Here is a 26,201-nt window from a genome sequence, read left to right on the forward strand (position 1 = left end):
CCGTGATCTCAGGTGTCCCGTTCCATCACCGCGGTTGCCGCCTCGATGCCGTTGACGACTTCGTACTCGAGATCGTCTATCCCGACGCCCCGCGTTACCGCCGCGAAGTGCCTGCGAGCTGAAGCAATCTTTCCTTGTTCCTTGGGACGCAGGAGTTCCAACTCGTTGACGTCCTTGGTCTCGAAAACGATGTAGCGGCTGCCGTCGGTCCGTTCCACGGTCAGGGCCCAGTCGGGGTTGTAGTTCCCCAGAGGGGTCGGGATTTGGAACGATGGCGGAAGCTTGACGAAAGTCTTGACCTCGGGACGCTGTAGGAGTGCGAGCGCGAATTCCTTCTCCGGAGCCGAGTCGATGATCAGGTAGCGGTACACGGACTTGTCCTCGAACGAGACGGCGTTGCCGTCCGCGTCCGTGATGATGTTTCCTCCGGGGCCGGTGTAGCCGGCGAGGTCAGCCTCGTGGAACAGGCTTATCGGGTAGCGGCGGTCCGCTTCTGGGCGGGAGGCATCCACCAACTCGTAGCGCACTCCTTCGACAAGGAACTGCTCCTTGGTGATGTTGAGTAGGCGGCCTACCTGGTCGATGTACGCCTGCGGATTGTTCCGGAACTGTGCGAGGGTGCCCGACTCAGTGAGGACATGGGCGAGCGTGGCACGGGTCAACTGCGTGCGGTCCGCGAGGACGGACAGGATGTCGGGCAGGTCTTCACTGTCCGCGTAGGTGACGTCCGTGCGGCGCGCGGCCGCCGCTTCGGCCGTCAGACCGCTCTGGTCTATGCGCCGCACTCGGTGCGTGAGCCATTCGCCGCGGCGCTTGGGCACGGGGAGCATGGTGCGCAGCGCATTGACCATCGCGGCGCGCAGGTCGGACTCGTCGACCTCGACCCGGTACTCCGTGCGGTGCCGGATGCGGTTCCACAGCTCCAGGAACTCGGGGCTCTCCAGCCGTTCCTGGACGACCGGCACCGCGATGCGTTCGCCGGCCTTCTTGACGTCGATCGGCTTGGACAGGCGTTTGATGTACCCGAGTACCGCTTTGGTCGCGGCCTCCGAATCCATGACGTTACCGACGATCTTCGTGAGTTTCGCGTCGCCTGTCTGCACGGCCTCGCGCAGGCTGTCTTGTACCCTCCCCTTCGCGTCGACGTACCCTTCGAAGAACAGGGCCTGGTACAGCTGTTCCGCGGCGGCCGCGCCCACGGGGACGACGTTCCCGTCCTCCGCTCTGAAGGTTAGCCGTGCGAAGCCGTCCACTGTGACGACGCCGAACCGGATACCCAGGTCGTCGGCCATCTCGCGCTGGAGGCGCTCGGCGAACTCCTCATAGGACTCGTTCGCGATCACGGTGAGGCGGTTGGTGTCGAATCCGTGCACGCGGTTGCCAGACCCGTCCACGCAGAGGCGCAGGCCCCGGCCGATGGACTGGCGCCTCCACCGCTCGGTGCCCATGTTCCTCAGGACGCAGATCTGGAAAACGTTGGGGTTGTCCCAACCCTCCTGCAGCGCGGAGTGGCTGAAGATGAACCGAATGGGGGTGCCGGGCGTGGTCAGGCCGACCTTGTCCCGCATGATCTGCTCGTACGCCAGACTGGCCTGCTGGCGCCCCTTGTCGGTGGTCTCCTTGGTGTCCACCAGGACTTCGCTACCGCCCTTGCGACGGTCCACAGAGAAGTACCCCTGGTGGGCCTCTTTCGCGACCTCGTCGGCGGGAGAGTCGCCCAGCAGGGTGTTGAACTCCGGCTCGGAGGCGATGCGCGTGTACTCCTCCTCGAAGATCCGCGCATACTCGCCCGGAAGGGCCTCCCCGCCGGAGCCGTACTCACGGTACTTGGCCACGGAGTCGACGAAGATCAGGCTGAGTACTTTTATGTCGCGTCCGTGGATCGCGAACTCCTGCTCCTTGCGTAGATGCTGCCGGATGGTCTGAGCGATCATCTGACGGGCCCGCTCATCGACGCTGACTTCGGCGCCGATGCTGTCGCCCACACCGAGCGGATGCGTGACGGTGTCGAAGGAGATGCTCTGCTGTCCCTCGGCCGCGTTAATGGCGACCACCGTGAGGTCCTTGTACAGGTCACGCCCGGTCACATCTGCGAGGTTGCTGCGCGATCCGGTGTCAACGGTGATGGCTTTGCGCTTGAGCTCGTTTCCCTCCTCGACATCCGCCTCGACGCGGGCCGTAATCGCTCCGGCCTTGCCGCGCTTCGCCTCCAGGAACTTGACGTACGGGGTCGTCCCACTGGAAGACGTGATCAGCGAGTCGACCTCGATCTGCTTGACCAGCTCGTTCTCGTAGGCGGCGATGGCGTCGAGACGGTAGACGAGGTTTGCTTTGTCGTCTTTCGGGTGGGTGGCCGAATAGCGCAGAGCGGCCAGAGCATTGAAGTCCTCCAGTGCGCTGCGTCCCGCGCCCTTCTTCTTACCGTTGCCGGTGTCCCCATACACGCTCTGGGGTTCGTCGACGATGATGATCGGTCTTGTGGCCCGGATCAGATCGGCGGGCACCTCGAAGTCGAGATCCTCGGCCGGCTGGTAGATCTTGTTGGTCTTCTTGTTAATCGCCCCGACGGTGACGATCATGATCTCGATGCTCGGCGAGGTGGCGAAGGATCGGACCCGGGACGGGTTGCCGCCGTCGAACTGGAAGAAGTTCATCGGCGGGTTGCCGTACAGGGTCGCGAAGTGCTCACGCAGCATCCGGATAGACGTCTCGACGCCCTCCTTGATAGCCACCGACGGGACCACCACCATGAACTTGGTGAATCCATAAAGCTGGTTGAGCTCATAGATGGTGCGCAGGTAGACGTACGTCTTGCCGGTGCCGGTCTCCATCTCGATGGTGAAGTTCACCGAGTCGAGCGACGGCTCCAGGGCGAGGCCCGCGTCGTTCTGTACCTTGCGCAGATTGGCGAGGATCGTCTCCCGGTCCAGGTGCAGCATGTTGCCGTACCCCCGGTCGGACAGCCCCTCGAAGCCGGCGTGCGCGGACGGGTGCGCGTGCACGGTGAACTGGGAGGTCATGGCTTCCTGACCCTTGAACAGGCCCGTTACTGCATCGATGGCCCGACGCTGGTAGTCGAGGTCCGCATCGAAGGAAAACTTCATTCAGATGCTCCGCAGCGTTGTGAAGCCGGCCTGCTTGAGCGCGGCGGCGAAGTTGAGCTTGGTGGCGGAGTCGACGAAGCCGGTGTCGCGGACGACGACCGTGGTGTCGGCGTCGCCTGGCTCCTCGTCGCGCCAGGCCGCCAGAGCTTTGGCGACCTCGTTCGCCCGGTCGATCGTGATGTCGGTGCCGAAGTACGCGAACAGTGTGCCCGCGAGGTTGTACAGCGGGCTGCCAGCGACCTCGCGCGTCTCCAACGGTGTGGTCAACTCCACGCCCATGCGTAGCATCATTTCGACCAAGAGATCGTCCGCGGTACGCCCAGCCACGAGGTTGTCTACGGCTTCAAGCAGGTTTAGCTGGTCAGGGGTCCCATCCCAGGCCTTCACGTTACTGGAGGCCAGGCGGTACGACCGGAAGCCGGTGTCGATCGGGGCGGCGTCGGGACTCTGCTTGGACGCGATCTGGCGGCCCGCGCGGCGAAGGCGCTCGCGGGTGATGTCCGCGATCGTTTCGTAGCCGTCCATGTCGACCCGCTCGTCGAGCTGCACCAGGATGTAACGACGGTTGCCGCCATCGGCAGCGTTGAGGTCCATGACGGCATGCCCCGTGGAGCCAGACCCCGCAAAGAAATCAAGAATGACTGCATCGGGATCTGACTGCGTGACGAGAGAAATCCAGCGGGAGAGAACCATCGTGTCCTTCGGGAAGTCGAAGGGAGATTTCCCTTCGAAGAGCTCCTCCAGACTGCGACCGGCATGTGTTCGCTGGCGCTCAAATACGGAAAGGGGGACCTGGCCGGAAACCGTCTCCAGCGGCTTCTTCAGCCGCGGCGGCTTGGAAGGGTCGGAACGAAAAATCAAGTGCCCCTCATCGCGAAGTTTGAATAGGGTTGACTCTTCGCAGAACCATCCGTTTTTCGGGACCGCATACTGGATTCCGCTCCGAGGATCAGAGATGGGAGTGCGGCAGCGATTCGGTCGGTCTTCAGGGGCTCGCATATCTGTGTCAGAGGCGAGAGTTCCATCCGGAAGGAAGTAAACAAACCGTCCAAGTGCCTGAACCGGGGAGTCCTTAGGCTGACTCTTGAACCATGAGCGCATCTTGAGCTCGGCTGCTAGCTCATCATGGCCACTTTCCTCCCAGGCGATCTTCCCTTGAGCGAGCACGGCAGAGTATCCAGCCTTTTCCTCACGCCACCGCGCATCCATCTGTCGAAGGGTTCCCAAGCTCTTGGCATAGATGAGCATGTAGTCGTGCCCGACGGAAACGAATCGGGAGTCATTCTTTCGACCGCCCTGCCAAACCACGCTGGCGATAAAATTCTCGGAACCCCAAACGCGATCCATTAGGATCTTCAGGCGTGCGTGCTCGGTGTCGTCAATGGCGACGATGATGACACCGGTCTCCTTGAGCAGATGATGGGCGACGAGCAGGCGTGGGTACATCATCGAAAGCCAGGCGCTGTGTTTGGAAGCACCAGCTATGCGGTCTTGAGCCCGGTCGGATCCCTTACCAGTTTGAAGTACCCCCTCCTCGTCTCGTTGCCCGGCAACTGCCTCGTGCTCGGCCTGGGAGGTGACGCGCTTGTCGTCGTAGATGAAATCGTTGCCCGTGTTGTAGGGCGGGTCGATGTAGATCACGTCGACTTTGTTGGTGTATCCGCGCCGCAGCAGCTGCAGCACCTCGAGGTTGTCGCCCTCGATGACGATGTTGCGGGTGTTGTCCCAGTCCACGGACTCCTCGGGCTTCGGAAGGAGCGTGCCTGTCGCCGGAAGCGTGGACAGGCGCCGGGCCTCGGCCATGCCCGGCCAGCGCAGACCGAACGCCTCGGCGGTCGTGGGGGCGGCGTTCTCACCCAGGAGGTCCCGGAGGGCATCGATGTCGACGGTGCCGTCGACGACGGCGTCGGGGAAGAGACGCGCCAGTACGTCGAGGTTCGACTTGGCCTCGCCGGGGCCGGTCAGGTCGCCGACCGGTTCGAAGTCCAGGGTCACGGGTGATGTCTTCCTTGTGTGCTTAGGTGGTGATTTGCAAGCTGTTCAGGCGGTGTCGTGGTCGCCGTCGGCACTGTATAGGGTGCCTCTGACATGACCGATCTGTGTACGTAGTGTCCGAGCCGCCATATTAAGATCGATGCGCTGCTGCTGATTCCTCGCGCGTTTCGCGTCCCGCACGACCGTGATCAGTTCGCTCTCCAGGTCGGTCAACCGTCGGCGCAGCGCGACCGCGTCCGCCGCCCGCAGGGCAGTGCCGGCAGGGCGGCCGTCAGCGGCTGCGGTGCGCACGAGGTCGCGGTACAGCGCCCACATGTCCGTGCGGTCCAGCCGGTCCAGGTGGAGGGCGCCCGGTTCGATGCCTTTGGTCGGCACCATGACGTGCGCGTCTATCACGGAGGTCGATCTGGTGGGGTCTGTGCGGCTCACATGGCTGAGCGCCAGCGAGAGGGCCGTGATGCCGTCGGGCATGTGCGCGAACAGCACCACCGGCTTGGCCATGCTGCGATGGACGAGTTCGGCCACGCGGGTCCTGTCGGATGCCGAGGTCTTGTCGGCTAGGAAGGCCTCGAGGACAGGGACGTCAACGACAGTACGCTCGCCGTCCTGGTACCGAGACACCTGTATGGTCTCCGGGCGTAAAATGCCGACCAGGTGCGCCGAAGCCACCGCCTTGGTCAGTAGCCGGGCGTCGGCGGGGGTCTGATCCTCGAACTGGGCGGCGAGCATCTTCTTCGCGACACGCTGCTGCTGCCGGGCCTTCTCGGGCAGAGCCAGCAGGTCGGCACCGGCGTACTCGTGGGGAATGTCACTCACGGCAGCACCGCCAGCCATGCGATCAAATCTACGGCTTCCAGGCCGGGCGCGGCAGCCTCCGTTCCCAGTAGTGAGGGGCCTGCCGAGAACAGAGAGGCCACCATGCTTTCTTCGGCCTTTCCTGAAGCGGCTCGGACCGCCACCTCCAGAAGGTCGCGGTAGTGCTTCATGGACCTGCCCGACCTGGTCGCCCGGTCGAACTCCCCCAGGATGGCGGCGTCGGGTTCGGTGCTGCCCAGGCAGTGGTGGCGCAGGACGTCGAGGGCCAGCTTGGGTTCCTCGATCTTGTGAGCGAGGCTGCCGTCGTCGGTCACGTAGGCCAGCACGTACGGCGCCAGCGGGTACCCCTCGGAGAGAGCGAACGCGTCGTCCCGCACGCGCAGGAGGAAGACCGCACCAGGAGCGAGCCCGTCGTCGGCGAGGGTCTTGTCGAAGCGGGAGACGCCAAACAGGGCCAGAGGCCACCCGGCGATCTCCTGAAGCTCGTCCCGCGCACGAGCCGCAGCGTCCATGCGGAAGTCGGAGAGCGTCAGGTCGGTGATGCTCAGACCGCCGGCGAGGTCCTCCATGGTGGGAGCGGCCTGCTGCATCTGCTGCAGTTGCTTGCGCCGGTAGTCGAGGTCGTTCATGTCGCCGGACGTGACGTCCAAGACGTTCTCCTCACCGGTTGCGGAGACGTCCAGCAGGGTCATACGGCTGGACACGCGCGCCTCGAGGTTGATGTAGGCGTCCAGGTCCATGTTGGGCCAGAAATTGACGAGTTGGACACTCGTGTTGGTGGTACCGAGGCGGTCGACGCGGCCGAAACGCTGGACGATGCGCACCGGGTTCCAGTGGATGTCGTAGTTGATCACCGTGTCGCAGTCCTGGAGGTTCTGGCCCTCGGAAATGGTGTCGGTGGCGATCACGATGTCGATCTGCGGGTCGTCCGGATCGCCGTCTTTGGAGCGCGGTGAGAACGCGGTGAGGACGTCGACCATGTGGACGCGCTTCATCGGGAGGGTGCTCCGGGTGCTCTGCCCCGTGACCAGGGCCACGTGCACACCCAGTTCGTCACGTGCCCAGCGGGCCACATGCTCGTAGAGGTACTCGGCGGTGTCGCTGAACGCGGTGAACACCAGTGCCTTGCGATTGCCGTCGTTGGTGGGGTGCTCGACCTTGTCGCGCAGGAACCGCTTGAGCTCGGCCAGTTTGGCGTCGCGGTCGGCGTCGACCGCCGTCACCTCGGCGAGCAGGCTGGCCACGGTGTCCCGGTCGTGCTCGAGTTCCTGCCGCCACCGCACCCGGTCGATGTCAGCGAGGAATACCTTGACGCTGCCGCCGACGGTGTCCTCGAACTGGGGGTCGTCCAGGTCGATCTCCTCCAGGTCGGCGAAACTGTCAATGGACGTTCCTTCGGCCCCGGTCGCCTCGTAGGCGTCGATGCTGGCGATCGCGCTTTCCATGGTGGCCAGGATCTTGCCAAGGGTCTTGCCCAGGGAGTTGACCGAGGACTCCAAGCGCTTGAGCAGACCCACTCGCAGCAGGTGGACCACGTTGTTCTCACGGTCGGTCTGCCGCCACACGCGTCGGCCGCCCGTGCGCACCCTCTGGTCGTACAGGGCCGCGTATTTGCTCTCGTGCTTGGCGCTGACGTAGGAGGTGGGCTTGTAGGCGGCCAGATTCAGACGCAGGATCGACCGGTTGATCTCCTCCAGCGGGATCATCATGTCGGCCGTGTCAATGGGCGGGGTGAGGTTGACGGGAGCCAGGCGGGTGGGGAACCTCCCGACGTCCTTGGTGCCGTAATACTTCTCGATGTGCTTGCGGGAGCGGGCGATCGTGACCAGGTCCAGCAGCCGGATGTAATCCATGCCGAGCGTGCCGACCAGGGACTTCGTACTGCGGGTGGCCGCAGGGAGGCGCTGCCACTCGTTGAAGTGCCTCTGCGCCTTGTTCAGTGTGGTCTCGATACTTCTGATCCCGTCCGAAGCCAGTGCCCGGTCGTCTCCCTCGGTGGCGAACAGAACCTGGTTCTTCAGGTCAGCCAAGCGTGTGTTCACAGGCGTTGCACTGAGCATGAGGACCTTGGTCCTTACTCCAGACCTGAAGACCTCGTCCATGAGGCGCTCGTACCGGGTCGTCCGTCCCTTGACCTGAGGGTTGTTACGGAAGTTGTGGGACTCGTCGATCACGACGAGGTCGTAGTTGCCCCAGTTGACGTTCGCCAGATCGATGTCTCCCGACAGCCCGCCGGTCCGGCTGAGATCAGTGTGGTTGAGGACGTCATAATGGAAGCGGTCCGCAGCCAGCGGATTCCGCCTGTCGTTGCCGCGGTAGATGGTCCAGTTCTCCCGCAGCCGCTTGGGCGCCAGGACGAGAACACGGTCATTGCGCAGCTCGTAGTACTTGATGACGGCGAGGGCCTCGAAGGTTTTCCCCAGGCCCACACTGTCGGCGATGATGCAGCCGTTATGGCGCTCAAGCTTCTCGATCGCGCCGAGCACGCCGTCACGCTGGAACTTGTAGAGCTTCTTCCACACGACGGAGTCGTGCAAGCCCGTTCTGTCTCGCTCAGCGGTCTCCTCGCTGGCCTCCTCGACGAAGTCCTTGAACAGGGACGTCAGGATGCGCAGGTAGACGGACTCGGGGGCCCTGTCCTCGAAGAGGGCCCGGGCGGCGTTGAGGAATTCCTCCTGGACGGTACTGCTGGTGCCGTCGTCGTGCCACATCCGCTCGAAGCGGACCACGGCCTGCGCTACCTTCTCCGCTTCTGTGGTTTCCAGAGGGAAGTACAGGTCCTGGGACGCCACCAGACCGAGGCTCTCGGCCTCAAGGCCCGCGCCGTCGACGACATAAGGGAACGGCCCGTCGACGCTCGTCCAGGTACCGCGCGTGCGCCGTTTGAGCGCCCTTGCCTGAAGATGTTCTTCGGCCCAGTTCAGGAACGCGCGGGCGACGCGGTGCTGATCCAGCCGGGCGCGATGGAGATTCTCCTCCTCAAGGCCGTTTAAGGCGAAGTCGTCGAGACTGTGGCCGTGCAGGAGCAGGCGCAGGTCGACTTGGGCCAACTCCTCTTGGAGCGCCTCGTAGACGAACACGGAAAACGACTCAGTCAGCGAGTCCAGGCGCGTGGCGCCGGTCAGATGCTTGCGTAGCCGGTCGATCGTGCGGCCCGCGTCGCTGGGGACCATGAAAGAGGAACCTCCGGGGCTGTGGACGTGGATTTACTGTCGTAGGTCACACCGGGTGACCGGTGATCGACAGGCGGTCTGGATCAGGCGGCGACCCTGGAAGCAGTTCCCCTGTCGGCTGCCCTTGCTCGTCCAGTTCCCAGTGCCAGGCCGGCTTCGCGAACGGCGAATTGATGATCGGGTTCTCGATCACTACTGCCATGCTCTAGATACCCCCCTCATGCCACATCTGCGTGGACCGTACATCCTGCCACTGCCACTGCCCCTGCCACTGCCACTGCCACTGCCATTGACACCCCATTCGTGCATGATCACGCCGCCCGCACCCGATGCTCCCCCCGCTCCAGCCACCCCATGACCACCTGATGTGCCCGCCACCCGTCCGGAAACTTAGGCGGCACATCCAGGTACACAGGACTGCTCCGCGGATGCCGGTCCAGCAGATCGCGAATGCCGGCGCGAGCCACCACGATGCAGGCGAAGCGGTGCCGGGAGAGCAGGACGCACAGGCGGCCCGTCTCCAGGTGGAAGGCGGAGGCGTCCTGGCGGCCGGAGAGCGGGTGCCAGACGAGGGTGACGTCGAACTCGCGGCCCTGGAGGCGGTTGGCCGTGTCCACCGTGATGCCGGTCAGGCCGCGGGCGGTGAGGCGGGAGCGGACCGCGTCCGCCTGCACGGTGCGGGCCGTGCCGATCGCGATGCGGTCCGCGGTCAGGGGCTCCCCGTTCACCAGTGCGCCGCGCTCCAGCAGCCGGGCCGCCGTCGTTACCAGGGCGTCCGCCACCTCCGGGTCCTGGTCCAGGGTGTGGCGGGCGGGGAGTTCCAGGTGGCCCCAGCCGGAGGCGGCGGCCCGGGCGAGGACATCGTCCAGAGGGCTGGAACCGTGCGGCAGGATGCCGTACGAGAGTACGCGCTCCGGTGCCGTCGTGCCGGGGACGAATCGGTAGAAGGGGTAGAAGGCCTGCTCGACCAGGGGTGCCGCCGTCTCCGGCAGGCGCCAGGAGACGGGGAGCTGGTGGCGTACGAGGTCGGGGTTGTGGGCGAGGGTGACGTCGACCGCGTTGCGCAGGGGGTCCCAGGTCAGGCCGTGCCAGCGGTCGGTCTCCACGGTGGCGAAGGGGTCGAGCTGGCCGGGGTCGCCGACGAAGAGGACCTGCGAGTCGTTCTCGGAAAACAGTGGGGCCGTCGCCAGGAGTGCGTCCGAGCGCATCTGGTACGCCTCGTCGACGATGGCCCACCGCCACGGCGCGCACTTGTCCGGGGTGACGAACGACCACTTCTTCGCGGTGGAGACCACGACGGGCAGATCGCGCAGGTCCGATACCTGGCTGCTCCCGGTGACGTTGGGGTGCCGGGTGACGCGGGGCGGGAGGGTGTGGCCGCCGGCGTGGAGGCGGCCGAGCGCCAGGCCGGGGTGCTCCCGCGCGATACGGTCCACCAGGTCGTCGACCTGCTCGTTGGTCTGCGCGACGATCATGAGCTGATGGCCCGCGGACGTCAGATGCCCGGTGGCCTTCACAACCAGCGTGGACTTCCCGGCCCCGGGAGGCGAGTCCACGACGACGCCCCGGCCGGGTGCGGTGTCGAGGCTGGTCAGGATGCCCGCGACCGCCCGGTCCGCGCGTTCGCCGGGGGTGAGGGCTTCGGGCTCCCCGGTGTCGGGAAGGAGGGCGGTCACTCCCAGGTCTCCTCTGCGTCCTCGTCGGTGGGTTCGTACGGCTGCGGCGGACCGCCGTGGGTCCAGGGGGTGTTCTCCTCGTCGGGCAGGGCGGACGGCATGGCCGTCGGGTTGAGCGTGGTGTACGTCAGCTCCTCGCCGGTCTCCGCGAGGGTGCCGGCCGGTGCCGGCGGCTTGCGCTTGTTCGCGAAGCCGCCCTTGAGCTGGAGCACCACGGTGTGACCGCCGTCGTCCTCCTGCCGGACCTCGAGGATTCGTGCCTCCTGGCCGGGCCGGGCGGGAGACTTCACAGTCGTGCCGACCGCGAGGCCGACGCGGGCGTCGGTACGGAGTGTGATCGTCGGGCGCCACACCTGCGATCCGGGACGGGCGCCGGGGACGAAGCGGTCCTCGTCCCTGGCCGTCACCGTGCCCGTGAACGCCTCGCCGGTCAGCTCGTACTCCGCCATCACCAGCGGGTCGTCGTACGCGCGTTCCGCCTCGTAGCGGGCGACGGCGTCCTCCAGCCGGGCCAGGCGGCGGGCGGCTCTGACGGCCTGGTCACGGCGGGCCTGCGGGCGGCCGTCGGCGTCCAGGTACTCGGCGTACTCGGAGAACCAGCGCCGGTCGAGGGCCCAGCGGTCGGGGACGTGGGCACCTTCCGGCAGCTCGCGAAGCAGCTCCACGCCACGCCACATCAGCCGCCAGGTGGGCATCATCTGGCCGCTCAGTTCACGGTCGATCTGGCGGCCGACCGCCTCGCGTCCGCGGTCGTCGGGCGCCTCGTCGTAGCGCGTCATCAGCTCGTGGAGGGTCCGGTCGAAGACCGGGTCCGTGGACGGGCCGGCCGGCGGCCACACGGCGGGGTCCTCCGCATCCCGCGCCGCCTGCGCACCGTCGCTGCCCTCCGGCGGATCGATCCAGGCGAGCAGGGAGGCGAGGTGGGAGTCCTCGGAAGGGCTCTGGCCCGTGGCCCAGTGCGCGGCGAGCAGCCGGGTCATCGCGAGAAGCACACTGGAGTTCGGGAACTCGGCCAGCTCCGCGCACCAGGTCAGCCACTTGCCGAGGGCAGGCACGGACGGGTCGACCGCGTACGGCCCCTCGGTGGCGCGCAGCCTGGTCAGTCGGCCGAGCAGGCGTACGTACGCAATGCCCTCGCCGTTCGGCACGAGGAGCTGCGGGGCCCGCTGGAAGCGCAGGCGTTCCTCCTTCTCCTTGCCGCGGCCGATGGTGTAGGGCTCTGTCTCCGTCCGGCACCCGTCGATGTACGCGAGGAGGAGTGCGGCGAGCCGCTCGGCGAACCGGAAGCGTTCAGCGCGGTTGCGCGGCTGGCGAACGGTGAGGAGGGTCGGGTGGTCGGGGTCCGTACCCGCCAGTGCGGCGAGGGGCGCGCACGCCTCGCCGGCGAGGGTGAGCGGCACCAGGACGAACGGCTTCTCGTCCAGGTGCTGGTGGCGGACGGTCGTCAGCGGTTCGGCACGGCCGGTGCGGGACGCCGTGAGCGTCGCGACGGTGGACAGGACGCTCATGCGGCCCCCCGGCGGAGTCGGCGCAGCCGGGCGGCGGCGCGCAGCAGCTCGGTGGCTTCCGCCTCGGCCTCTCCCGGGGCGGTGACGCCGTCCAGGTAGTCGAGCGCGATGCGGGTGGAGTCGATGCCCGGCAGGTCGTTGCGCACGCCGCTGCCCAGGCGGGCCGGCGAGGCACACCCGTCGGCCTGGTCGCGGCAGTAGCGCGCCATCTCGCAGAAGGACAGGCAGGATGGCGTGTAGGAGGCGTCCAACGCCTCTATGGAGGAGGAGAGCTCGTCCGTGCTTCGGGTCGGGTCCAGGGTGGCCGTCTCGGGGAGCCGGGCCGCGAGGTCCTCGGCGCGCCGCAGCCGCGAGAGCTGGAACTGAAGGGCGTCGAGTTCCTGCCGGAGGTCGATCAGGCTGCCGTAGGGGCGGTTGGAGAAGTCCTTGGGGCAGACGAGCAGGAACTCGTGCGAGATCTGCTCGGTGGGCAGGCCGGCGGTCTCGAAGACGCTGCGCAGGGCGAGGACGTACACCGCGGCCTGCTTGGCCGCCTCCGCGACGGCGGTCGGATTGGCCTGGCCGTCGATCGCCGCGAACGAGCGGATCAGGACGACGTAGAACTTCCCCCCGATGCGGTGGGTGAGCGCGTCCGGTTCCAGGTACGCCGTCTGGCCGGCGACTTCGAGGGTGAGCACCGGGCGGTCGAGAATGAGCCGTACGTCCTGGCCGGAGGCCACGTGCGCGATGAGGCGGCGGGTCTCCCGCTCGCGCATGTGCAGGGCCGTGTTGCCCCCCACCTCGTTGAGGTCGGTGACATGGGCCTCTGCCACGGGGACGGAGAGCTGCTCGCGCAGGAGCCGGATGAGCTCGGCGTACCCGCCCCATTTCACGAGGCCGTGGAATGCCTGTTCGCGGGCGAGGGCGAAGGGCGACTGGCCGAAGCGCGGCTCGTATCCGACCTGCTGGGCGAGGAGTGCCTTGTCCACCCCGGCGGCGTCGAGGACGGCGCGGCGGGTGCAGGCGGGATTGGCGGTCAGGGCGGTGATCTTGCGGGCGGTGTACGGCTGAGGGGGCTGCGGTCCACGCAGCCGCGCGAGTCGGCCGTCGGGGGGTCCGGACTGCTGCGAGGGCATCGTCTCTGTTTCGGGAACGTCTTCGGGAGCTGATCGGCGTGCGAGGCGTCTGACGTCAGCGCCGTCGAAAAGGGTCAGGGCAGGGTTCCACCCGCGTTGCGCAGGGCGTCGCGCATGGGTGCCGCACCGAACAGTTGCTGTATGTCCGCGAGTTGGGCCCGGGCGCGCTGTGCGGCCGCTTGCCGCTGCTGGTCGTCCTCCTGCCGGTGGACGGCCGCTTCGGCGTGGGCGGCGGCGATCACGCGGGCGGGGTCGGCTTCCGGGGCCGCGGCGTCGTAGGCACCGGGGATCGTGAGGGCGAACCGGCGCAGCAGCCGCCAGGCGGCGTCCGGGGCCGGATGCCCCGCGGCGGTGAGCCGCTGGATCTGCTCGGCGGTTCCCACCGCATGGGTGAGGAAGTCGGCGCGCGGGCTGAGCGGGCCGATGATCCGCCGTTCCACGGGCCAGGTGGACAGGGCCAGTAGTCCCCGTGCGGGGACGAGGCGGTCGTGAGTCAGCGCCGCGCAGATGTAGTACGGGCGGGCATAGCCCTGTGCCGTGAAGGAGCGCTCCTCGTCGCGGCGGAGGGACGCGAGTTTGGTGGCGACCAGTGGCTCGGTAAAGAACGCCTCGTACGTGGACGAGATGAGTTTCGGGGAGGCAGGGGCGCCCAGCAGGGTGAGTGCCTGGTGGACCTGCTCGCGGATCGGGATGGAGCCGTGCGTCGGGCGCTCCTTGCGGCGCGGAGCGTCTGTGGTCGCCGACGCCTGCGGGACCGGAGGCTCGGGCAGGAGCGCCTCGCTGTCCGGGCCGGCCTCGGACTCGAGGGCATGTTCCCACGCTGCCTCGGCCTCGCGCAGTGCGCGACGGATGCGCGTGGTTTCGGCCTTGTCCCGTGCGCGCACAGCACCGCGCAACTCGGTGCGCAGGTGGGACAGGCGCTGCTCGAGTTCCTCCAGTGATGCCGCCATGTGGGCAGCTTAGCGCAGGAGCCAACCTGTGCCAAGAAATTCCAATGAATTCCAAAGTTTCTGCTACGGTCGAATACGGCGGCGCACCCAGCCGGTGCGGAAGGGTGCCGTCTGCTCCGAGACAAGGGGGAGGCAATGAGCCACGACACGACGGCATGGCGCAAGCCGCACTGGCTGACCGGGAACGACGGCCTCGTTCGCGTGGGGCCCGGTACGGGCGGGAGCGAGGAGCACACCTGCCCCTCGCACGCCGCCGCCAAAGCCCGGCCCGGTCTCTGGCCGGCCCGGCGTCTCCGGCTCCCGAAGCCGGAGCTCGAGACGTTCACCCTCGGGCCGGTGATGGACGCCGTCGACCGGGTCGAGTTCCACGGTGAGACATCCGACCAGGCCCTGGCGGTGCTGCGTTCCCGCACTCCCGCCCTGCACCCCGGTCACCTGACGTATGCCGAACATGCCCTTCGTACGTACGTGAGAGCGTGCGCCGACGACAAGGCGCAGCGGCTCCGGCCGGTCCGCCCGTACTGGGTGGCCCAGCGGGAGAACGGCAAGGTCTGGGAGATGTACGCCTGGTGGCGCAGGTACGAGTCGGCCGGCGGACGACTGCGCGAGTATCGACGGCTGCGGCACGGCGAGGCCAAGGACTCCGAGCCCGGCGAGATCGCCATCGCCGTGTACGTGGCCGTTCACGGGCGCCAGGCGGCCTGGCCTGAGAAGTGGGCGCGCACGTTCCGGCCGTACGGTCCCACCGTCCGGCCCGAGCGGGTACGCGTCGTCGAAGTCGGGCTCGCCGACGGACGGCCGCGCGTGCAGTTCGACGGGACGGCCGAGGAGGCCGAGGCGTACTACGCCGAGCACGGGCACGCGTATGTGACCCGTGTCGTGGCGGGCGGCAGGCCGGTACCCGGCTCGTCCTGCGTCGACTGCAAGCAGTTCACGGGCTGCGAGGCCGTGCCGCGCAGGCCAGGCATCCTCGGACTCTCCTCGCGGGTGGCACCGCTGAGGAAGGTGTCGGTCAGCGATCTGCGCTATCACGCGGCCTGCCCCGCACAGGGATTCCTCCGTGCCCTGCACCTGCCCGAGTCCGACGAGTACGGCAGTGCGGCCAGGCTCGGCCAGGCGGTGCACGGCTGGATCGAGAAGCTGCACCGGCGCCCGGGACGGCCGCCGTGCGCGGCCGGCGACATGCCCCCGGAGGGCGAGAACTGGACAGAGGGACGCTGGCGGGTCTCCGACGAGGACGCCGCGACCGGTCGGGACATGCTGCTCCACCACGTCGACGCCTGCCCCTTCCGGGACGCCGCCCTCATCCAGCGGGTCGAGCCCGAGGCCCTCCGAGTCGTCCACGACACCGCGGCGCAGGCCGTCGTCATCGCCAAACCCGACCTTCTCTACCAGGAGGACGATTCGTGGGTATGGCGGGAGCTCAAGACGACACGGAGACGGCGTCATCGCCAGGCGGACCTTCTTGAGACCTACCCCCAAATCGCCCTGGCCGTCACGCTCCTGGCGCAAGGAGCGCTGGGAGGCGAGCCGGACGGCTCGCGCGTCGAGGTGGAGATCCTCCGGCCGGACGGTTCCGATCTGCACATGATCGACCCGACGGACCCGGGCCGGCAGCGGAAGGCGCTGTCGGTACTGCAGCGATACGCCGGTCCGTGGCGGGAGGACGAGACATGGGACGCCCGGCCCGGACCGCACTGTCAGTTCTGTCCGGTATCACGGTGGTGCCCGAGCGCCGCGCCCGACGGCGCCGTCACGGGAGAGGGGGAAACGTGACCACGACCGACATGAGGGATGCACGGTCCGAGGACGCCGTCGGCACGGACGAGGGGCTGCTTCGCCAGATCGCCAGTGCACTGGCGTGCCTGTCCCGGCAGAGGACCGTGCCCAACCCGGTCTACCCGGCGAAGGTGCAGAACGCGTACAACCGACTCGTCCTGCACTGCCTGCGCCGGGGCGAGGAACCGCCGGGCAGCGTGCCGCAGATGGTGCGCTGGGCCTGCGAACGACCCCTGGCCGAGTGGCCGCTGGAACTGTCACCCGACAACTTCCCCGGAGCGGCCCTGCTCGTCGATCCGGAGACCCGGCTGCCGCACCAGTTGTGCCTGGAGTGGGAGGTGAATGCGGCCGACCCGGCCGCCGAACTCTTCGAGAACGAGCGCATCCGGGAAGCACTCGCCGTGTGCCGCGCGGCCAAGAACCCGCAGGCGTACACCGCGTTCCGGACCCTGCTCACCTCCAGGCCCGTGCTGACCGGCGCCGAGCTGGCGCTGCTCGGCGGCGATCCGGATTGCGGCATGCTGCTGCACGACGTGATCAAGCGTTGCTACGAGCCCGTACCCGCCTCCTACCTGCGGCGCGGCACGTACCGGCAGTGCGCTCGCTGCCGCTGTCTGATGGTGCCGCTGCTGCACGGTGGCCACCGGTGCGAACTGGACCGGTGCCGCCGCGACGGCACCACGGACGAAGGCACGCCGCTCCGTGCCGACAAAGGCGGGATCTTCCAGCTCAGCCGCCCCCTGCGGATGTTCGTCACCAGTCCCGGGCTCGCGGAGACCGATCTGCAAGCCGCCCTGGAGAAGAAGTTCGGGATCACCGCCGAGATGTGGCCCCACTACGACGCGTACGACCTGCGCGTCCCTCTGCCGGGGGGACGGCATTGGGCGGTGGATGTCAAGGACCGGGTGAACCCCGTTCTCCTGGCGCGATCCCTCACACCGTTCAGGAACGAGCCGCCGTACGACCAGGCGTTTCTCGTCGTGCCCCGCTACCGCTTCCGCGACAACGAGGCGTATGGGCGGCAGTTCCGCCGCAACCTGCCGGAGGACCTGGCCGACCGGGTCACCCTCCTGGACGACCAGGCCTTCCTGCGGCTGGTCGCCGATGCAATCACCACCTCGTGCGACAAGGCGGGAGACCCGCGTACCGAAGGAGGACGTCATGCGTGACCGCAGCGGATGGCACCGGCGCTGCTCACCGCAGCAGCTCACCGAGGTATGGCCGGCCGATCTCGGCACCTTTCGCCCCGGTGACCTTCTCGACGTCGAACTGGGCCTGTATCTCCTGCAGGATGTGACGCCCACCCGCACCGCCACCGACGTCTGGCCGCTGCTGGGTGGTTACCCGTACAGCGAGGTGTTCGGAGACGTCCGCACCGACGATCAGCGGCTGCGCGTTCTGCGCGCCCGCCACTACCTGTGGGACATGCGGCGACGGCACGCCTGGACGGAGGCGCTGGCTGACTATCTGAAGGTCCCCCAGCACCTGCGCGGATACGACGTCGACGGACCCGGCTCCGTGCCGCGTCGTCGCGAGCCGTCGCGTGCCGTACGCCGTTTCGAGATCTTCGAAGAACTGCTCAGCACCCCTCCGCGGTTCGCGACACGGTCCCTTCCGTTCGCTGAGGAGGGAGAGCACACCTTCCGGGTGCAGGACCGTACCCACTCCGTGGTGTTCGACGAGGAACTGCTGACGGACACCTTGCCGCGTGCCCACGCGCTCGATGCACCACCGGCCGGGCACGGCGAGCCCGTCGACGTTACCTGGGAAGAGCTCGAAAAGGCCGCCGACGAGATGGACACCGTCGAGGCGACGGCGCCGGAGGGGCCGCGCAACGGCTGGGCCGGGCGGCTCCGGCGGGTGAAACTGCTCGTGCGTGACACGGAACTCGGCCGCTTCACCGAACAGGGACGGCTGAGGATCGACCGGCTGCTGCACCTCGTGGGGATGGTGGGAGCCGGCAAGTCCACCCTCCGGGACATCCTGACCTACCACCTCGTGACCCGGACGCCCCGCCGGGTCACCATCGTCGTCGGTGACGTGGCCGAGACGCTCGCCGTGGTGGAGCAGTTCAACCGGCTCGGTGTACGGGCGGCACCGATCCTCGGGCACTCCACCCGGGAGCGCAACATCAACCGGCTGCACCGCCGCACCGCCACGGCCGGCGCCGCCACCATGCTCGGGCACGACCACGCCGGCTTCGCCTACCTCAGCAGCGCCTGCCCCGTCGACGTGCTGCGCGGCCTGGAAGCCCGCCGCCCGCTCGGCGTCCGTGAAGCACCGTGCATCACGCTGTACACCGTCCCCGAGCAGGAAGCCACGGATGGCGATGCCCTCCTCGACGACGAGAACAGCACGCAGCAAGGTGCACGAGGCCCGAAGCCGCAGCGGAGACTGTGCCCATTGTGGAATCGCTGCCCGCGTCATCGCGGGGCTCGCGACCTGGTCGACGCACAGGTGTGGGTCGCCACCCCGGCCGGGCTGGTGCACAGCTCCGTCCCGCTGCACCAGCACCAGGAACAGCTGCGGTATCTCGAACTCGCTTGCCGGCTCAGCGACCTGATCATCGTCGACGAGGCGGACCGGGTCCAGATGCAGCTCGACACGGCCTTCGCCCCGGCCAGTACTCTCGTGGGCAAGGCCCCGAACTCCTGGTTCGACGAGGTCGCCGTCCACAAGTTCCAGCAGATGGCCCGGGACGGACGGCTGCAGCTCTCCGCTCGTGATGTCGACGACTGGACCAACGCCGTCAACACGGTCAGCGCCGCGACCGACCGCCTCTTCGCTCTGCTCGTCAAGGACGACAATCTCAGGCGATGGATCAGCGTCGACTACTTCAGCGCCTTCACCCTCCACAACCTGCTGCTGGACAGCTGGTTCCCGGGGCGGAAGGAGGGCGAACGCCCGCCTGCGGCGGCCCGGGCGCTGGACGGTGCGCTCGGCCGGTTCCGCGACGACCCGCTGCACGAGCAGCAGAGCACGGGAGACAAGGACGAAGAGACAGCCTTGGTGAACACCTTCGTTCACCTCACCCTGGAGCTCCTGCACGCTCCCCAGGGAGCACGGACGCGTGAGAGGCTGCGCGACACGCTCACTGTCATCGTCGGAAACGACAGTACGGTGCTCGCGGACGCTGACCTCCAGGCCCGCCGCTTCGAGTTCACCCTGCTCCTTTCCGCCCTGCACAGCCGTCTCGACTTCATGACCACGCTGTGGCCGCGCGTCGAGGCCGCCCTCAATCTCGAGAGCGCCTCGAACGTGCTCTCCCGCAGGCCACCGAAGGACTACGAGGCGGTCATCCCCGAGTCGCCCATGGGCAACGTGCTCGGCTTCCAGTTCCGTCACGACGACCGTGAGCGCGATGGTGACCGCAGCGGTGAGCTCCGTTTCTTCCATTGCAACGGTGTGGGCCGCGAACTGCTCATGCGACTCGGTGACCTGTGCGCCGTGGACGGCCGTCCGGGCCCGCACGTTCTGCTCATGTCCGCAACGAGCTGGGCGGGCACCTCGAGCAGGTACCACGTGCACGCCGAGGTCGGTGCTGTTCTGCGGCCTCATGACGAGGAAGTCGAAGCCGTCCTGGGAAGCGAGTTCCGCAAGGAGTTCCTGTACTGGCCCGGGAACGACCGGCCCAAGCCGCTGCGCCTGTCCGGCTGCGATCCCGAGGAGCGGCCACAGGCCCTTCTCCACATGCTGCACCAGCTCGCGGTGCCCGACCGGAGCCTGCCCGACGCCGAGAGCATGCTGGACACCGAGCTGAAGGAGATCGACGATCCGGACCGCCGCCGCATCCTGCTGCTCGTCGGCAGCTACGACGAGGCACGCCGGGCCGCCGAGTACCTCAACCAGATCCCTGAGTGGAACGGCCGCGTCACCCGACTCGTGTCCGACGACGCGGACTCCGACACCGCTTGGACCCGGCTGCCGGAGGACTCCGCCGCACGAACGCTGCCGCGCGGTGACGTGAGGGCCTTTCCCTCGGTCGGCGGCGACATTCTCGTCGCTCCGCTGCTCGCCGTGGAGCGGGGACACAACATCGTGTTGCGTGGTGGTAAGGCGGCCATCGGCACGGTTTACTTCCTGGCACGCCCACACCCTCGGCCCGACGACATCTCACTCGCCATTCAGTCCATCAACGACTGGGCCGTACGCCAACTCCGCGACGCAGACGGGTCCTTCCGGCACAGCGCGCTCGCCGCTGCCACACCCGACCAGGCAGCCGTGGCGTTCCGCAGCCGCGCACGTCATCAGTGGAACCGCTTCCTCACCCGGCGACTGGCCTGGACCAGCCTGCGGGACGAGGAGAAGGCGGCATTCACCTGGGATCAGCTCGTCGTCATGTGGCAGGTCATCGGTCGTCTGGTGCGCGGCGGCGTGCCGGCCCGCGTCGTCTTCGTCGACGCGGCTTTCTCCCCCCGAGAAGCCGGATTCCAGGCCGCGGACACACCCGACACCAGCCTGCTGGTGAGTATGCGTGAGGTGCTCGCCCCCTACTTCGAGGACGGGACCGCAGCGGAGGGGAGCCCTGCCCCGATCGACAGGTCTCTCGTCCGTGAACTGTACGAACCGCTGTACCGCGCCTTGGTGGACATGGGCTGACGCTACCCGTCATCACACCGCCAACGCGCCCCCGCACCACGTACTCGAGCCCCTGCGCCTTGTTCCAAGGAGAACCAGACCCGTGGAGTACCAGTACAACCGGCCTGCGGCCTACGTGCTCAGCCCGACACAGGGATCCTTCGTCGTCCCGATGCACACCCTTTCGCTGCCCGCCCACTGGGAGGAACCACTCCTGCGCCAGTACCACGCCGGGATGACCGACCGGCAGGCGGAGCGGCGCCGCCGCGTACCGACGGCGGCCGTCAACCAGCTGATGCGCGCCACCGCACCGGACATCGTGACGGTCGACTCCACGGCGCGGTTCGGATCGGACCACCCCTGGCTGTACTGCCAGGACGCGTACCCGATGGCGGTGACGAACCTCTACATCGCCACCTGGCTCAAGAGCCTCCAGCAGGACGCCGACGATCCCGAGACGCCGTCCCTGCTGATGGACTGCTTCCACGACCTGGACACGGCAGCCCTCCGCTGGCGTCCTGGCATGGTCGACCTCCTCCAACAAGACGTGTCACCCGGGGGAACCGCCCTGCCCGCGCCTCACGTGTACCGGCTGCTCCCTGACGTCCTCGCGGCAAGGATCGCGCGTCAGGAGCCGTACGAACACAACGGACAGCAGTTGGTGTTCCGCCAGGTTGCCGGTCTTCCCGGGGCCAGGGGCCAGGGAAGCGGGGGCGCCGAGCTGATGTCGAACCCCATCGAGTACGTGCCCAGGCGGCGCGGTGGCGGTGACGGCAGGCCGGCGTACTACGCGGCGACCATCCGCGTCACCGTGCGTACTGTGCCCTTCTCGCCTGTCCCACGGATCCACCTGGCCGCCGGCGTGCGCCGGTTCGTCACCGGCAAGGTCTACATGCCGTACCGCAAGGGCGTGTCCGCGTATCTGCTGCCGGACAATTCCCTCGTGCACAACGGCCCACAGCCTCAGCGCTATGCGGTCGCCATGCTGGAGTGGAAGAACGGCAGCACGGACTGGCGCCAAGGCGGGGTGGAAGGAATGCTCGCACGGATCAGCGCGCTCGACGCCCTGCCGTCCCCGGACCGGGTGGTGAAGGAAGCCGACCACTGGCTGCACGGCCGGGACGGCATCCGGATCGCCGTCGGACATCAGGCGGCCATGGGCAAGCACACGATCGGTACCGGACTGATGCCAAGTGAGCGCCGTCGGCTCATCGAGTGGGCGGAACAGGCGATCGCACCCGAGTTCGTGCCCATTCCGAAACTTGAGCGCAGCGCATATGCCCGGCCTCCCAAAAAGCAACTTAAAAAGCTGCCGTCCATTCCCAAGAACAAGGAGGACAAGGATCCGGAAGACCTCGCGGTCATTCTGAACAAGCGCGAGCTGAATGCGGCCCACAATGCACAGGTACTGCGGGCACGCCTTGCCGAAGCCCTCGAAGGGGAAGACCTGGGAGCAGTCGTGCTCTACCAGAACGACACCATTCGTGATCGGCTGGTCGCCGCTGCGGAGAAGGGGCTGGGGCTGGCCGGGCACCGGCGCGAACAGGGGCCCGACACCTGGACGTGGGAGGCGGAGGAACTGACCGTCCGGCTGCACGCGCGACCCCTGGGAGATCTGGGAGCACCGCTGGGAGGTGACAGCGTGCCGCGTCGCGGCCAGGAACACGACAAGGCTATCGAGGAGCGTCGTACCCGCGTCGGCCGTGCCATGGCTGCGCTGCGCGCGACTGTTCCCAGCGTGCGGTTGGCCTTTGTGGAGCTCGACGGACAGGACGCCTTCCGCCATACCAAGCGGCGGAGCGACCCCAAGCACGCGATCCGCCTCGGCTGCGCGGACGCCGGCCTGGTGACCCAGTTCATCCGTCCGCCGGACACTGATCTGGAGACGGAGGAGGCCCTCACGGATGCCGGACTGCGTGCAGCTGCGGCCTGGTCGGACGGCCTGCGTCAGACTGGCATGCGGCTGGTACCCCAGCACACACTCGGCGACGCCCTCATCCCTGCGGAACTGAATCAAGTCGCCTTCCACCTCGTGGAACGTCGCCTTGACGGCCCCACGGGCAAGCAGCAGTTCACGCCGATCGCGGTGCTCATCCGCCCGGGTGCGAAGTGCGTCCTGGGCAAGTCCGCCGACATGAACGAATGGGTGCCGTACCCCGAGCTCCTCAAGGCATTGACGGGACGTGTCGAGGGCAGGAGGAACAGCACGGAGCAGTCGGCCCTTATGGCGGCCTTCGTCAAGAAGACGCTCGCGCAGCTGCGTAGCACCCCGACGCTGGTCCTGGCTCATGCCCAGGACGTCCGAAAGCGGTGGCCGTGGCTGAGGAACGACGGTCTGGAACGGGACAAGCTCGGCCTCGACGGAGGTCCCGTTCAGCGGATCGGTCTGTACGGCAAGCGGCTCCGTGTCGTCCGGATCGCGGACGGCAGCCGAGACGAGACGCCGGCGTGCTGGGCTGAGCGGGAGGAGCTCTCTCCCGAACTGGAGGGCAAGCAGCGCGGGGGCATCGCGATGGGGCTGTGGCGGTCCGGGGCACGGGGCGACTCCGACCGCGTCTTCTACAGCACGATCGGCAAGTCCAGCACCCAGACGAAGCTCACGAACGACGACGCCAAGCTGACTCCGCACACCAACGCCTCAGGCAACAGCGCTTATCGACCGACGGTGAACGCTTGGAACCCGGACCTCCTCGAACTGACCGTTGCGTGCCTCCAGCCGGGTGACGACGCGGAAGTATGGGCAGCCTTCGTCCACCAGCAGCGTTTCAGCGAGGACTACCGCGATGGTCGCGATGGGCTGGCTCTGCCTCTGATCCTTCATCTTGCGCAGCTCGCGGACGACTACGCTCTCCCTCACGAGATCGAGGACGTCCTGGACCCGACGGAGCCCCAGGCCGCGGCCGCGCCGGAGGATGTTCTGTCAGGCCAGTTGGCCTTCGACTTCGACCTGGATGACAGGGCTGACGACGAGTGACCTACACGCTGGGTGGGATAGGTGGTAGCCGTTCGGGGAGGGCGTTCGGGGCCGGAGTTCCGAGGCTAACGAACGCCGTGTCGTGGCGGTAGCGAGCACGATCTGCCGGGCGCTTGCGGGCGCTCCCGTGTGCGGGGTGTGATCCGGTGCGGGAAGGCGCGGCCCGGCATGACATCCATGGTGGGTAGTGGCCGTCACTCGTCGCCGTCCAGCGCGGCCACCGCCTCCTCGGCCGCCTGGATGGCGCCCTTGTTCATCGTGTCCGTCCCCGGGGCCTTCCTGGTCTCGAAGTCGCTGCCGTTGTACGTGACGACGACCAGGGCGTTGGACGCGCGCGCGATCACGACGGCCTCGCGTGTCTGCTGCCCGTCCTCGGTGCTCGTGTTCACGACGGAGTAGGCCTCGTCACCGAGTCCGGGCACCGCCCCGCCGCCCTCCTTCTCCCCGGTGCGCTCCGCGTAGGAGGCGCCGGCCTCGTCGTCGGACTCCTTGATCTCGTACGACACGTCGAGCCAGCGGTAGTCGTAGCCCTCGAGCGCGTTCCAGGAGCAGGTGCGGCGCACGGACTCGTCCGTGGACGGTATCTCCTCGCCCGCCGCGTCGGCGCCCGGCACGAGCGAGCCGAGCGTCTTCCCGGCGAGGCTGCCGCAGGGGTCGGGCGCGGTCGGGTACGTACGGGTCGCGGCCGTGGCCGTGGCCGTGGCCGACGGTGCCGGCGGGGAGGTGGAGGGCGAGGCGGCCGTCTCCGGTTTCCGTGCCGCGTCCTGTCCCGTGGGCTCTGCGGCGAACGGCCCGGACGTCATCGCCCAGCCCCCGCCGGCCAGCAGGGCGACCGGCAGCAGACGCGCGGTGAGGGCGAGCGGCAGAGGGAGATCACGCACGGCGCACTTCTCAGGGGAGTCGGTGCGGAGGGGTCCGCAGGCGGTGGGGACGACAGTGTCACATGACTCCCTGTGAGGCGGAAGGGAGAAGTTCTCGCGTCGCCCCGCGGTCACCGGAACTTCATCTCCGGCTCACAGCGGACGGGAGGATTCCGGTGCCGCGGTGCCATGATCGGCGCATGCATCCGATACGCCGCCGTACCGCTTCCCCGGCCCTGGCGTCCGTGGCCGTCGCCCTCGCCGTGGGCGGTTGCGCCGCCCCGGCCGAGCCGGACCCCGTCCGTACGAGCTCCGCGCCCCCGCCGTCCCCCTCCGCCGCCTGCCCCGCCTCCGGCGTGCGGATCCAGCCGGGCCCCGTCGAGGCCGCCATGGGCCTGCGCGCGATGGGCGTGACCCTCACCAACTGCGGTGAGCGGCCGTACTCCCTCAACGGCTACCCGGACCTCCAGGTGCTCGACGAGCAGCGCGAACCCCTGGACGTCGAGGTCCTCGAGGGCACGGACCCGATCACGTCCGGCCTCGGCGACCGGGGCCCGCACCCCGTCACCCTGGAGCCCGGCGAGTCGGCCCGGACCGTGCTGGCCTGGCGCAACACGGTCACCGATCCCACCACGGTCGCCGTGAACGGCCCCTACCTGCGGGTCACCCCCACAAAGGGCGGCCCCTCCGAGGTCATCGCGCCCGACGGCGGCCTCGACGTCGGCAACACCGGCCGCCTCGGGACCACCGCCTGGGACAAGGAGCAGGATGTCAGTGGGCCGTGATCTGATGGTGCCATGATCGGAGATCCGGCAACCGTCGACACCTTCCTCGCCCGGCACGCCCCCGACGTCGAGGAGGCCGTCCGCAAGGCCGCCGCCACCGAGATCATGCCCCGCTTCCGGCAGCTCGCCGCGCACGAGGTGCAGCAGAAGAGCGCGCCGCACGACCTGGTGACGGACGCCGACCGCAAGGCCGAGCTGTACCTGACCGAGGCGCTGCCCGCGCTGCTGCCCGGCTCGGTGGTGGTCGGCGAGGAGGCCGTGCACGCGAACCCGGCGTCGTACGAGGCGATCCGCGGCGACGCGCCGGTGTGGATCGTCGACCCGGTCGACGGCACCCGTCAGTTCGTCCACGGCAGCACCGGCTTCTGCACCCTGGTCGCGCTCGCCCGGCACGGCGTCGTGCACGCCTCCTGGACGTACGCCCCGGCCCTCGACCGGCTCGCGGTGGCGGTGCGGGGCCAGGGCGCCCTCCTCGACGGCGAGCCCCTGCGCGCGGGATCGCCCGAGCCGGGCCGCGACCTGGAGGTGGCCACCTCCCACCCGGACTACACCACCGAGGAACAGAAGCGCGCCCTGCTCGGCCTGCGCACCGACGGCGTCGCCCCGCGCCCGTGCGGCTCGGCCGGGCTGGAGTACCTGAACATCGCGCGCGGCGAACTCGACGCCACCGCCTTCACCTGGGAGGCGGCCTGGGACCACGCGGCCGGCCTGCTGCTGGTGGAGGAGGCGGGCGGCACGCACCTGACCCGCGCGGGCGAGCCGTTCGGCATCACCGGGGGAAACGCCCTGCCGTTCACCGCGGCCCGGGACGCGGCGACGGCCCGCCGGGTCGTGGACCTGCTCGCCGACGGCACCCGGTCCGGGCGGGCGGCCCCCGGCATATCCTGA

General features: G+C 68.2%; 16 protein-coding genes. 6 read left to right on the plus strand and 10 right to left on the minus strand.

The window, feature by feature from the left end; all coding sequences use genetic code 11:
* Positions 1 to 8: 8 nt before the first annotated feature.
* From IEZ04_RS07445 to IEZ04_RS07485, 9 genes are all read right to left on the minus strand, one after another.
* Entirely contained in the window at positions 9 to 3,104 is a 3,096-nt protein-coding gene (locus IEZ04_RS07445) for a restriction endonuclease (RefSeq protein ID WP_189215879.1), read from the minus strand.
* Entirely contained in the window at positions 3,105 to 5,099 is a 1,995-nt protein-coding gene (locus tag IEZ04_RS07450) for a site-specific DNA-methyltransferase (protein ID WP_229820879.1), read from the minus strand. It abuts the gene before it with no gap.
* A gap of 45 nt (positions 5,100 to 5,144) precedes the next feature.
* A complete protein-coding gene (locus tag IEZ04_RS07455; protein WP_189215880.1) occupies positions 5,145 to 5,915 on the minus strand; it encodes a DUF4391 domain-containing protein in 771 nt (256 codons plus the stop codon).
* Positions 5,912 to 9,088, minus strand: a complete 3,177-nt coding sequence (locus tag IEZ04_RS07460) for a helicase-related protein (RefSeq protein WP_229820880.1) — start codon at positions 9,086 to 9,088, stop codon at positions 5,912 to 5,914. Before IEZ04_RS07460 ends, IEZ04_RS07455 begins: the two co-directional genes overlap by 4 nt.
* A 46-nt stretch (positions 9,089 to 9,134) precedes the next feature.
* Positions 9,135 to 9,290 carry a hypothetical protein gene (locus IEZ04_RS07465; protein ID WP_189215881.1) on the minus strand — a complete coding sequence of 52 codons (156 nt, stop codon included), beginning with the start codon at positions 9,288 to 9,290 and terminating at the stop codon, positions 9,135 to 9,137.
* A gap of 109 nt (positions 9,291 to 9,399) precedes the next feature.
* Complete coding sequence (locus IEZ04_RS07470; RefSeq protein WP_189215882.1) at positions 9,400 to 10,764, minus strand: AAA family ATPase; 1,365 nt, start codon at positions 10,762 to 10,764, stop codon at positions 9,400 to 9,402.
* A complete protein-coding gene (locus IEZ04_RS07475) occupies positions 10,761 to 12,272 on the minus strand; it encodes a hypothetical protein (protein WP_189215883.1) in 1,512 nt (503 codons plus the stop codon). Before IEZ04_RS07475 ends, IEZ04_RS07470 begins: the two co-directional genes overlap by 4 nt.
* Positions 12,269 to 13,387 (minus strand): hypothetical protein, encoded by a 1,119-nt coding sequence (locus IEZ04_RS07480; protein ID WP_189215884.1) that lies wholly within the window; start codon positions 13,385 to 13,387, stop codon positions 12,269 to 12,271. The genes IEZ04_RS07475 and IEZ04_RS07480 overlap by 4 nt, the downstream gene beginning before the upstream one ends.
* A 74-nt stretch (positions 13,388 to 13,461) precedes the next feature.
* Positions 13,462 to 14,337, minus strand: coding sequence for a hypothetical protein (locus IEZ04_RS07485; protein WP_189215885.1), 876 nt, complete (start codon positions 14,335 to 14,337; stop codon positions 13,462 to 13,464).
* A 135-nt stretch (positions 14,338 to 14,472) separates the two neighbouring features.
* Between IEZ04_RS07485 and IEZ04_RS07490 the strand changes: the two genes are divergently transcribed.
* From IEZ04_RS07490 to IEZ04_RS07505, 4 genes are all read left to right on the plus strand, one after another.
* Positions 14,473 to 16,113 carry a PD-(D/E)XK nuclease family protein gene (locus tag IEZ04_RS07490; protein WP_189215886.1) on the plus strand — a complete coding sequence of 547 codons (1,641 nt, stop codon included), beginning with the start codon at positions 14,473 to 14,475 and terminating at the stop codon, positions 16,111 to 16,113.
* The gene (locus IEZ04_RS07495; RefSeq protein WP_229820881.1) at positions 16,110 to 17,285 is read left to right on the plus strand and encodes a pPIWI_RE_Y domain-containing protein; all 1,176 of its coding nucleotides are present in this window, start codon (positions 16,110 to 16,112) and stop codon (positions 17,283 to 17,285) included. The genes IEZ04_RS07490 and IEZ04_RS07495 overlap by 4 nt, the downstream gene beginning before the upstream one ends.
* Positions 17,278 to 20,715, plus strand: a complete 3,438-nt coding sequence (locus IEZ04_RS07500; protein ID WP_189215888.1) for a pPIWI_RE_Z domain-containing protein — start codon at positions 17,278 to 17,280, stop codon at positions 20,713 to 20,715. The genes IEZ04_RS07495 and IEZ04_RS07500 overlap by 8 nt, the downstream gene beginning before the upstream one ends.
* Positions 20,716 to 20,797: 82 nt before the next feature.
* Entirely contained in the window at positions 20,798 to 23,668 is a 2,871-nt protein-coding gene (locus tag IEZ04_RS07505; protein ID WP_189215889.1) for a pPIWI_RE module domain-containing protein, read from the plus strand.
* A 194-nt stretch (positions 23,669 to 23,862) separates the two neighbouring features.
* Here the strand turns inward: IEZ04_RS07505 and IEZ04_RS07510 are convergent, their stop codons facing one another.
* Positions 23,863 to 24,549, minus strand: coding sequence for a hypothetical protein (locus IEZ04_RS07510; RefSeq protein ID WP_189215890.1), 687 nt, complete (start codon positions 24,547 to 24,549; stop codon positions 23,863 to 23,865).
* A gap of 179 nt (positions 24,550 to 24,728) precedes the next feature.
* Here IEZ04_RS07510 and IEZ04_RS07515 point away from each other — a divergent pair, with 179 nt between their 5' ends.
* Positions 24,729 to 25,313, plus strand: coding sequence for a DUF4232 domain-containing protein (locus tag IEZ04_RS07515; protein ID WP_189215891.1), 585 nt, complete (start codon positions 24,729 to 24,731; stop codon positions 25,311 to 25,313).
* 12 nt (positions 25,314 to 25,325) lie between these two features.
* Positions 25,326 to 26,201, plus strand: coding sequence for an inositol monophosphatase family protein (locus IEZ04_RS07520; protein ID WP_189215892.1), 876 nt, complete (start codon positions 25,326 to 25,328; stop codon positions 26,199 to 26,201).

Source organism: Streptomyces ruber (genome assembly GCF_014648075.1).
Taxonomy (GTDB): Bacteria; Actinomycetota; Actinomycetes; order Streptomycetales; family Streptomycetaceae; genus Streptomyces; species Streptomyces ruber.

Coding starts and splice junctions, on each gene's coding strand:
- IEZ04_RS07445 (WP_189215879.1), bottom strand. CDS start 3,104: ATGAAGTTTTCCTTCGATGCGGACCTCGACTACCAGCGTCGGGCCATC.
- IEZ04_RS07520 (WP_189215892.1), top strand. CDS start 25,326: ATGATCGGAGATCCGGCAACCGTCGACACCTTCCTCGCCCGGCACGCC.
- IEZ04_RS07515 (WP_189215891.1), top strand. CDS start 24,729: ATGCATCCGATACGCCGCCGTACCGCTTCCCCGGCCCTGGCGTCCGTG.
- IEZ04_RS07485 (WP_189215885.1), bottom strand. CDS start 14,337: ATGGCGGCATCACTGGAGGAACTCGAGCAGCGCCTGTCCCACCTGCGC.
- IEZ04_RS07480 (WP_189215884.1), bottom strand. CDS start 13,387: ATGCCCTCGCAGCAGTCCGGACCCCCCGACGGCCGACTCGCGCGGCTG.
- IEZ04_RS07490 (WP_189215886.1), top strand. CDS start 14,473: ATGAGCCACGACACGACGGCATGGCGCAAGCCGCACTGGCTGACCGGG.
- IEZ04_RS07475 (WP_189215883.1), bottom strand. CDS start 12,272: ATGAGCGTCCTGTCCACCGTCGCGACGCTCACGGCGTCCCGCACCGGC.
- IEZ04_RS07460 (WP_229820880.1), bottom strand. CDS start 9,088: ATGGTCCCCAGCGACGCGGGCCGCACGATCGACCGGCTACGCAAGCAT.
- IEZ04_RS07465 (WP_189215881.1), bottom strand. CDS start 9,290: ATGGCAGTAGTGATCGAGAACCCGATCATCAATTCGCCGTTCGCGAAG.
- IEZ04_RS07500 (WP_189215888.1), top strand. CDS start 17,278: ATGCGTGACCGCAGCGGATGGCACCGGCGCTGCTCACCGCAGCAGCTC.